8 protein-coding genes and 1 pseudogene are annotated in these 10,127 nt (G+C 40.8%); 2 read left to right on the forward strand and 7 right to left on the reverse strand.

Translation table 11 applies throughout. The annotated features are described in order from the left end of the window. Positions 1-253: 253 nt before the first annotated feature. A complete protein-coding gene (locus CUU66_RS19995; RefSeq protein WP_101645171.1) occupies positions 254-895 on the reverse strand; it encodes a Bax inhibitor-1/YccA family protein in 642 nt (213 codons plus the stop codon). Positions 896-1,039: 144 nt separating this feature from the next. Here CUU66_RS19995 and CUU66_RS20000 point away from each other — a divergent pair, with 144 nt between their 5' ends. Beyond that, a complete protein-coding gene (locus CUU66_RS20000; protein ID WP_101645180.1) occupies positions 1,040-1,663 on the forward strand; it encodes a pyridoxamine 5'-phosphate oxidase family protein in 624 nt (207 codons plus the stop codon). Between the two features lie 1,293 nt (positions 1,664-2,956). On the opposite strand, the gene CUU66_RS20015 is transcribed toward CUU66_RS20000, so the two are convergent. Continuing rightward, complete coding sequence (locus tag CUU66_RS20015) at positions 2,957-3,295, reverse strand: cupin domain-containing protein (RefSeq protein WP_101645174.1); 339 nt, start codon at positions 3,293-3,295, stop codon at positions 2,957-2,959. Positions 3,296-3,453: 158 nt separating this feature from the next. On the opposite strand from CUU66_RS20015, the gene CUU66_RS20020 reads away from it, so the two are divergent. Continuing rightward, positions 3,454-4,080, forward strand: a complete 627-nt coding sequence (locus tag CUU66_RS20020; protein WP_101645175.1) for a LysE family transporter — start codon at positions 3,454-3,456, stop codon at positions 4,078-4,080. Between the two features lie 298 nt (positions 4,081-4,378). On the opposite strand, the gene CUU66_RS20025 is transcribed toward CUU66_RS20020, so the two are convergent. The 5 genes and pseudogenes from CUU66_RS20025 to mnmH form a co-directional block, all read right to left on the reverse strand. Next, positions 4,379-5,053 carry a hypothetical protein gene (locus CUU66_RS20025; RefSeq protein ID WP_101645176.1) on the reverse strand — a complete coding sequence of 225 codons (675 nt, stop codon included), beginning with the start codon at positions 5,051-5,053 and terminating at the stop codon, positions 4,379-4,381. Between the two features lie 46 nt (positions 5,054-5,099). Next, a pseudogene (locus CUU66_RS24415) lies at positions 5,100-5,249 on the reverse strand (IS1595 family transposase); the annotation flags it as partial. 569 nt (positions 5,250-5,818) lie between these two features. Continuing rightward, on the reverse strand, positions 5,819-6,958 hold the full coding sequence (locus CUU66_RS20030; RefSeq protein WP_101645177.1) for an acyl-CoA dehydrogenase family protein: 1,140 nt from the start codon (positions 6,956-6,958) through the stop codon (positions 5,819-5,821). Between the two features lie 142 nt (positions 6,959-7,100). After that, complete coding sequence (locus CUU66_RS20035) at positions 7,101-8,630, reverse strand: MDR family MFS transporter (RefSeq protein ID WP_374703017.1); 1,530 nt, start codon at positions 8,628-8,630, stop codon at positions 7,101-7,103. Between the two features lie 175 nt (positions 8,631-8,805). Next, positions 8,806-9,858 (reverse strand): tRNA 2-selenouridine(34) synthase MnmH, encoded by a 1,053-nt coding sequence (gene mnmH / locus CUU66_RS20040; RefSeq protein WP_101645178.1) that lies wholly within the window; start codon positions 9,856-9,858, stop codon positions 8,806-8,808. Positions 9,859-10,127 lie beyond the last annotated feature (269 nt).

Raw genomic sequence — 10,127 nt, forward strand, 5'->3', positions numbered from 1 at the left:
GCGACTATGCTTCTGTCTTCGCTAACGCTTGCCACTCAGCAAGTCTTCTTTATCGGGTCTGAACAAGGCGCTTCCGCTTTTCTATCAGGAGAGACCCCGCAGGCGAAGACGAGGAGGCTCACCGCCCACCCCTAAGGTCCGCGAGCATGCCTTGCGCTCCAATCAACCCCTTGTACAATAGCAACAAAGTTTGCGAAAACAGCCAAATAAAAAAAGATGTATAGCTGAAAAAGCAGCCATACATCTTCTAATACTAGTCCTTGCTAAGGATCCCAAGGAATCGAAGCAGGTTAATGAAAAGGTTGAGAAAATCCAAGTATAAGGATAGAGCGAGCAAAGGGACCATTTCTTCAGAAATGCCTCTATGTTTCATCTGGTTAAAGTCATAAAGAATAAACAAAGAAAACACAATTGAACCGATTCCTGAGAAAGCAAGCAGACCGCCATCATTCAACGGGCTGAAGATACTGAAAATCCCGATGAAAATAAGCGCCAGTACTGCGACCATCAAGAATGACCCCAGGAATCCTAGATCTTTTTTCGTTCTGGCACCGATAAGACCGAATACGGTGAAAATGCCAAGAGTCATACCAAAGGCATATAGGACTATTTGCGCGCCAGATTGTGAGATATAATAGCTCACAATTGGATATGTGGTAACTCCTGAAATGACGGCGAATGCGTAAACAAATGCGTAACCCACTGCTTTTCGTTTTCTCAGCCAGAATGCTGAAATCAGCATAATGACCTCAGCCACCATCAGCGGCAGCATCAAAGCACCTGGAACAAACTGGCCTGCATATAAGCCTGCAGTTGCCAGCAGGAGAGTTACAATAAAAACGGTAATCACTTTTTGAAAAAGTGAACGTCTTCCGACTGAAATTACTTCTTGCATGAAAATCCCTCTCTGTCATAAGATTTTTATACTATTCTATACGAAGTTGGTTTGATAAAGTTTCATTTTTTAGAAATTTTCGTTCCCAAGCCCAGGAAAATACCTTATTTTAAAATTATAGTTATTTTATTCCGTTTGGAGCTGATGTTTTTGAAAGAGATTACAAGTGAGGCTGAACTAAGAGAATTAGTAGGAAATCCCGGCAAACTTGCTGGAAATAAAGAAATTTCTTTTATTGATACACATTGCAGGGAATTTATATCAAAATCCCCTTTCCTTGTACTGAGTTCTTCTAATATGATGGGACAAAGTGACGCTTCTCCACGCGGAGATGCTCCAGGATTTGTCCATATCCTTGACGACCATACTCTGCTCATTCCAGAAAGGCCAGGAAACCGCAGACTTGATACATTATTAAATATCCTGTCCAATCCTCATGTCGGGATGATTTTTTTAATACCCGGGCTCGGAGAAACTTTACGGATAAATGGGAAGGCCTCCATTATCCAAGACGAAGAATTATTAGCTCCTCTTGCCGTTAATGGCAAGGTACCTCTAATAGGGATCATTGTAAAAGTTGAACAATGCTTTATTCATTGCGCCAAAGCTATCATCAGGTCCCAGCTTTGGAAACCCGAGAACTGGCTTGAGAACAAACAGATCCCTTCCCCTGCGAAGATACTGAAGGACCATGCCAAGCTGGCTTATATGAATGAAAGCGAAATTTCGGCCTCTTTGCAAGAATCCTATGAAAAAAGATTGTATTAAAAAAATGGTTGTGTCCGCACACACCCTTTTTTTCTATTGGTTCTATCAAAAACTGGATATCGGTAACCTGCGCTTGCAGGCAAAGTTCTCACAGCTATATACTGTTTTTAACCAACAACCTTCTTTTATTGAGCTGGGAAATCTGACTCCAGTAAAATATCCTCAGGATTATGTGCCACCCCTCCAGCTGCATGCGGAAGTTAAATGATCATGGACAGATGCTATTAACTGCTGACGGACTTTGTCAGCATGTTCACCAAATTACATACGAATAAGGACCAGGCCTGCAAGTTCATGCCGTTTGAAAAGGCGTCTTTCCCCTTTGTAGAGACGCCTCAATTGCTATAGAGTTTTATGTAGCGCTTTATCTGAAGTAACATCAACTATCTGCTAATTTATCTCGATCAACCGCTAAAGGAGGCTGTTCCCCATCGGTTATCAATTAATATATTTGAACCGTCATCTACAACTGGGCAATAAAAACAACACCTACCTCTTCTATAGGGAAATATTTTCGCACCACCACGAAAGTTAACGAGCTTGCCCCGTTTCCAAAACCAATAATAAAAAGGAAAACCACTGCCATTATAAATGGAGGGTTCACTCCGGATAAAAACAACCCAACCCAACTAGATAACACATTGAGATGAATAAGCGTATAGATTTTCTTTATAGAATCAAGCCGGCTTGTAATCATGCTAAGCTGAAACATGAAAATCTTTCATTAATTGATCGGTAATTAGTCCTGGAGTAGTTCTTTGGCTCACAATTAACCCTTTGTAACTATTTGGTATTTGTTTCAAAGTAAATAAGAACACAAAACATTTTTCATGCTTTGCGTCCTTCTTTTTTAAAGGAAATAGTTGGTTCCCGATATTATCTGTGTCTCAGGATATCTCTTAAACGACGACGTCTAGTACATCTTAAACAATCCCTCTCACACTGTTGTGGATTGTCGGCATTTTCACATACAGCCGCGCAGAATCTTCGGCATGATGGTCTAATTCTGCTGCGTCCGCTACTTGAACAACTCATAACTATCACCTCCTACATTAGCATTCTATGAAAATAATCATTAATAGAGACGGCATTCTCCCTGGGTAAAACACATTTTTTAATATTTTCATTAAAAGTAAATAACTAAATAAAAAGGGTCTCTCTCTAATGGAAAGACCAAAAAGTAAAGCTATTAAATTTGGTTATTATTCCTTATTAAATGTATGTAGGTAATACCTCCTAAGATCTTGTATAGAATCATTCCCGTCTCCATTCTTCATTTTTCTGCTGGAATGACTATGCCGGCGCCCGGTCTCCTCTGCTGTTTGGCTGAGAAATCACAAGGAATTCTATAGCTTCGGGAGAAGAATTAAAAATCTGATGAACGGCTTGAGGAGGAATTTCTAAACCTTCAAACCGATTAAGAGTATGGGTTTCTCCATCCAGCCGAATCTCAGCCGTTCCTGAAAGAATAAAGAAAAACTGCCTTGCTTTTGAATGATAATGTTTGACCTCACTGGTCCCAGCTGGCATTCTTTCCTGGATGACACTTAAATCTTGATTTTTTACCAGGTGCCATCCATCACACTGGTTACCCCATATGTAATGCTCTGCGTTTTCTATGCTGATTGCCATGTAATCTCCCCTATTTCATATAATAGTATTAGATAAAAAGATAAACCGTTAGATCTAAATACACCATGTTTTTTTACACCTCCTGTCGTACAAGCCCGCTTTGCTGAATACATATGTAACAGCGGGTTTGTCCGAAAACTGAACTGGGGGTTTTGCAAGTGAGTATTTTCTTCAGCTATATTTTTCTTGGGCTGTCTTTAGCTGCACCTATAGGTCCTATTAACGCAGCACAGATTGATAAAGGTATAAAAAGCGGATTTTGGAATGCCTGGCTTGTAGGTCTTGGGGCAACAATTGCCGATATGATTTATATGCTTCTGGTCTATTTTGGATTAGTTCAATTTATTGAAATTCCTTTTATAAAAACACTTCTCTGGTCATTTGGCTGTTTTGTACTCGTTTATACAGGTGTGGAAAGTATTATTGCTGCAGGAAAAATCTCCTTACAAAACACAAGGAGTGCAGACTCCTCATTTAAGTCCTTTTTTTCCGGTTTTTTTATGTCATTATCCAACCCAATTACGATCCTTTTCTGGATTGGGATTTATGGGTCTATATTGGCAAAGACCGCTGCTTCCTATAACAGAGACCAGCTGATTCTATACAGTTCTGCGATTTTTATCGGAGTATTGATCTGGGATATTACAATGGCTGCCATTGCGAGCAGTTTCCGCAAATATTTAAGATCTGGGATGCTTACAGTCATCAGTATACTTTCTGGTATATCATTGATCGGTTTTGGCTTTTATTTTGGATATCAAGCAGTGAAGATGTTATTTTTTTAGGCTGTTTTCGAAAGGAAGCTGTTGTTTTTGAACAAGGGGATTGATTGGAACATGAGGGTGCTCGCTTTCCGCTGCTCCCGCACAGAAAAGCGGAAGCGGTGCCTAGCCAACATTAAATATAAAGCTATGTTAAATAATATTGTTGATAATGGCCATATAATAAGGACCCCAATCGGGACCTTATTTTTAAAGTCTTATTGAAGATTAGCCTCCGTTTGTTTAAGTAGATATTTTTACAAACTTTTTATACGAATGTTCTCCCACTTTCCTTTTTCACATTCTGCGTTGCAATAGAATATCAATCGATAAACTTAAATGTAGCGTATTTTCCTTTTTCAATAATTGATTTATATTCTTTACATCCGTTCTTTTCTTCTAATAAGAAATTCATCTTTTCATAACTGAAATTATAATGCCTCTTATTATTGAACCCAGAAACCCGTATTGTTGGATGGTCTAATAGTGGTTGCAGGTTGCCGTCCAAAATATTGGTTTCATATGGTGAGAATTCGATTAACTTAGGGAAATTTTTCAAAAAAGATAAATTTTCTATACTCCCGCACGAATATAGGCGAAGAACACGAAGGTTTTTTAGTGACATTAAATCTTCGCCAATTACAAATTTCTTCGATTGTTCAATCTCAAGAATTTCCAAGGTATCCGATAAACCAGCTAATCCACAGTCACTCGATAATTTTGTACAATAGTGTAAATCAAGACGTTTTAAATCGGATAGTTTCTCTATCCCAGTGAAATCTTGTATATTCGACCAATTTAATTGTAAATAACGTAGTCTTTTAGGAAAATCACTAAAATTTCCTATCTTGTTTCTTTTATGATGCCAAAGAACTAAATACTCAATAGCCTGATTAATCTGTTGTAACGATAGCTTTTCATTTTTAAAATTGAGAAAAGCATATTGATTTTCAGGAATTTCCTCGAACCACATTGAATTATATCTCCAGTAATCCATCTGCTTCCCCTCTTTTAAGTAGTGCTAATTATAAAGTTGTTGAAATAGTGTAGCCATCTTTATGTTTCTGTTCAGATGTATAGATAGGCTCACTTGTGGAATAAGAGGCAAGTGATTTTATGAAAAAATCTTTTAACCGCAGTTGCTCTGCCGTCGTTAATTTTTGAATCTCTTTTATAATATCCCTCAGTGTCATTCCAAACCACCCGCTTTTGTTCTAATGCACCTATTATAGAACGAAGGTTCGTTTACGGCAAATATCAACATAAATAATTAACATAGCTAAATATAAAAAGCTCAGTGTTAGTCCCAATAGATATAAAATTTAAATAAAATGGCAGGCAGAGACCCGATAAAGAAAACTTACTGATTGGCAAACGACAGTGAAGACAGAAGCTTAGCCGCACTTCCCACGTCAAACGCCACGTCCTGTGGCTACGCCTGGCTCGCACATCCTGTGCTTCGTGCGTCAGCCAAGCAAAAGACGAGCCGGCTGTAGGGAGTGCTTTTCTCCCCATAGATGGATTGGCTTATGGCACGAGGGTCTAAAGCCTTGAGCTGGATCAAGGAGTCCCGCACCTTACGTTCCAATCAACCTGGTTAACAATAGGGTAGGGTAGAAATAACAATTTTGTAGAAAAGAACCATTATAAATGAGCCTTTTTTAAAATAGCTGGACTCGTCCCAAAAGCAGGACGTGTTTCTACTTTTTGAAAAAGGTTATATTGCCGAGTATAAAAAAAGAACAAACCACTGGCTTGTTCTTTAATCATATAATACAGTTTTCGCCAGTATGGAGAGAGCCGTATCATCCATTGGAGGATTGTGCAGCCCGGCCCGGACATCCCTGTAGTAGCGCTGCATCGGGCTGCTGCGCTGGAGGCTCTTGGCGCCAACGATCCTCATGGCTTTGTCGACGATCCTTATGGCACTGTTTGTGACGGCTGTTTTCACTGCACCCAGCTCCCTCGCTAGATGAGGACGGTTCATTTGATTTTCCCACTTTTCTGCCACGGAATATAAGAAATGACGTGCCTGCGTATATTCAAGCTCTATTTCACCAGAGAGACGCTGTACATTCGGCAAATCTCTTATGGGTCCGCTTAGGCTGTTTGGAGTGTAGGTTTTAGCAAACTCATTGGCATAATTCCTTGCTGCCCCTGCGATGCCGATATAACAGGCCGGGATATGAAGGAGCCAGCCTTCTCCAAGGGATTTTCGCTTCCCGGGCTTTTCTACATAATATTTATTTTCTACTTTTACCTCGTCAAGAATAAGATCCTGGCTCGCTGTACCCTGCATGGAAATCATATCCCACGTATCTTCAAAGCTTACCCCCGCTTGAGCGCGGTCAATTAGGAACCAGCCGATTCCTTCTTCTTCCTCAACCCAGGCGCTGACCTGGATGAGATCCAATACAGGTGCAAGTGTAGTAAAAGTCTTCCGGCCGTTGAGTATCCAGTGGTTTCCTTGTCTTTTTGCAGTGGTCCCCGGGCGGCCTCCCCTCGTCGGGCTTCCTGTCTTTGCCTCTGTAGCAGCACTGTTAATAAGTGCACCTTCACTTATTCTTCTGAACACTTCTTCTAATACGTCTTTTTCCCAATGTCTTTTCTCGCTCAGCTGATGGGTGATCCCTACATGCCACCCTATACCAAGTGCTGTAGGTCCGCAGGCTTCCGCTATCTTTTCCTGTCCTAATAAAAAATCGTAGAGACTTCCGCCTAGACCGCCATATTCCTTGGGGAGAGTTAACTTGGTATAACCGAAATCTTTGAGGTCGCGGATATTCTCATACGGAAAGCCTCCGCTTTCATCTAATTCTTGTGACCTTAACGCAAAATTCTGTGTGATTTTTTCGAGCTCTTGTATGTATTTTTGCTGTTCCCTGTGCTGAAAAAACGTCATGTAATCCACCCTTTTAGAAAGCCATTTTTATAATTAGTTTTATTTTATAGCTTTAATGGGTTTTTTAACATTTTTTTGCTTCCTTACATCTAAATTGTACAAAAAAGAGACTGCCATCCGCGGCAGTCCCTCAAATTTGATTTTATTGAACATGGGAAGATTCTTTATTTCCCTGCTTCATGGTTAACTTATCATTTGTCAGCATAAATACAAAAACCACGACCAGCACAGCCGGTATCAGTGCCCAGGCGAAGGCCTGTGCGATTGAACCAGCCAATGCATCTGTAATTTTATTGAGAACAGGAACTGGGATATGCGAACGGAGCTCCTGGGATAAAATAGCCCGAGGATCATCGATACTTGCGGTTCCCGGTGCCATTTTGTCATTTCCTCCAAATGCTTCAGCCATTTTATCACTGAAATCATTTCTCTGGATAATTCCAAAGATGGTGATTCCGACAGTCATGCCCAGCTGGCGGACAAAAGAGATGGTAGAGTTTGCCGATCCTCGATTTGAAGGTGCTATGTGATGAATGGCAGCCATGCTGAGGACAGAGAATGAGGCACCAGTTCCAAGTCCCACTATGATCATGTAGATCGTGATCACGGTTCTTGAAGTGTCCCCATCAATGGTGCTCAGTAAATACATTCCTGCAGCAAAAATCAATGCAAATACGGACATCACATTACGATAGCCTAATTTAACGGCAGATATGGCTCCCACCTGGCTCGAAACAACGACGCCAAGCATCATCGGAAGCAGGATCAATCCGGAATTTGTAGCTGTTCCGCCGCTTACACCCTGGATAAAGATAGGGATATAAACAGAAGCGACTATAAAAGCAATTCCATAAAATAGTCCCACCAGGGTGCTTGAGGCGAACAAGCGGTTTTTGAACATATCGTATGAAATAATCGGATCGGATGCTTTTCGCTCAGCAAATAAAAAGATTATTATTAAAACAGCGAAACCAGCAAATAAACTTAGAATCTGCACAGAATTCCAGTCGTACTTGTTTCCGCCGAGCTCTAGGGCGAACATTAAACAAATCACAGCACCAACCAGGGTAAAAGCACCGAGCCAGTCAATGTTTTGTTTCTTATGTTCAAGCGATTCTTTATAATTTACCAGGATCAAAAGAAAGGCAGTAATCCCCAGCGGCAAATTGATATAGAACACCCAATGCCAGCTGATATAATCGGTTATGTATGCGCCAAGTAGAGGACCAAATATGCTGGAAAGACCGAAAACGGCCCCAAATAAACCCGTCATCTTTCCGCGTTTTTCCGGCGGGAAGATATCAAAAATGATTGTGAATGTAATAGGTATAAGCGCTCCTCCGCCAACTCCCTGAATGGCCCGGTACACACTCAGCTGTTCTATAGTCTGTGCAGTTCCACACAGAATGGAACCAAAAAGGAATAAAATCATCCCAAATAAGAAAAATTTCTTTCTGCCATACATATCAGAAAGCTTTCCGAAAATCGGCATCCCGGCCATTTCGGCAACCATATAGGCTGACGTGACCCAGATGAATTTTTCCATATCCCCCAGATCGGCTACAATTGTACCCATCGCTGTAGCAACAATGGTGTTATCCATGGATGCCATTAAGATAGACAGAAGCAGCCCTGCCATAACAAATCCAATTTTATTTTCATTTGCTGTCAAAATAGATATCTCCCTTTTTAATAGTTTCCCTGGGCGTCTCCACCCGATCTCTCTTTTAGCAGAATTTAATTCTAACAAATGGAAAAGCACTGTGACAATAGTACCTTAATTATTCCAAACATTTTTTGATGCAAGAAAAAACCGGACAATGCTGATGTGCAACGTCCGGCTTTTTTTAAACAACAGGTACAGATTGATTTAAAGGTGGAAGAAGTTCCTTTAAAGTTTGAAGCGCATCCTCTGCGTTAGCTGCTTTTATTGTTTGGATATTCTCTTTGGGATAGTGATCTTTTGTAAAGTCATAGCGCGGATCATAATAATAGGTGAGAAGCAGCTCGACTGCAGATTCAAATTGGCCTGACTCAAGAGCGTTTTCTATTTGTGCCGCAATCGGTGTATGAATCCGTTTTTTTATTTTCTGGAACGCCTGGATGGATTCCTCGTGATGATCCCAAGGCTGATAGTCCTCAAGAATATGCTTGACCCGTTCTTCCACTGGCATCTCAATGAAGATTTGTTTTCCCTGTTCTTTTTTATCAAACACAAATTCAGGGATAATCACTTTCCCTATTCTTCTGCTTTCAGCCTCTAATAAGATAAAAGGCGCATTTTGAATAGAGAGCACTTCCTCAACCAGCAGGGCATCGAACATTTTTTGATTTTTGGGTTCAAGTCCGATCTGTCCAAAAATGGATCCTCTATGTCCGGCTAAACCTTCTAAATCAATAAAGGGATACCCTTCCTTTTTCAGCAGGTGCAGAATCTTTGTTTTGCCGGTCCCGGTATATCCATTCAATACATACGCAGGAGCCTTTATTTGCAAGCTTTCCAAGTTTTCTAACACCCATTTGCGGTATGAACGGATTCCTCCGTGTATGCGATAGGTCCGGATGCCCATTAAATCCAAAACAGTCGCAGAAGTCCGGCTTCGCATGCCGCCGCGCCAGCAGAACACAGCCTTATCTCCTTCTATTGAAATGAATTGTTTAATAAATGAGGGCAGTTTTGCTGATACGATTTCCAAACCGCGTTCTTTAGCCTCGGAAACTCCAACTTGTTTGTATAAAGTCCCGATTTCTTTTCTTTCGTCATCATCGAATAAAGGGATATTAATGCTTCCCGGTATGGTTGATTCCTTGTATTCTGAAGGAGAACGAACATCAACCATAACCAGCTTTTTTTTATCCTTCAACGCAGTTACGTCTTCAATAGTTATATCCTGGAACATGGATAGCTCTCCTTTTCGCTAATGATCATCTATGTCAATCCTTTTATTATACCACAACATTACAAGTGAAAAGGATAATTTGAGCTTATGTAAAAAAAGGCTGTTTTCGCAAACTTTGTTGTTTTTGAACAAGGGGGGTGATTTCCACTACAGGATGCACGCGGACCTTAGGGGCGGGCGCTAAGCCTCCTCGGCTTCGCCTGCGGGGTCTCACCTGATCGAAAAGCGGAGGACGGTGCTTTTCAAGAAAAGATCCATCCAAAAGCTGA

It is taken from the genome of Peribacillus deserti (assembly GCF_002863585.1).
Taxonomy (GTDB): Bacteria; Bacillota; Bacilli; order Bacillales; family DSM-1321; genus Paraperibacillus; species Paraperibacillus deserti_A.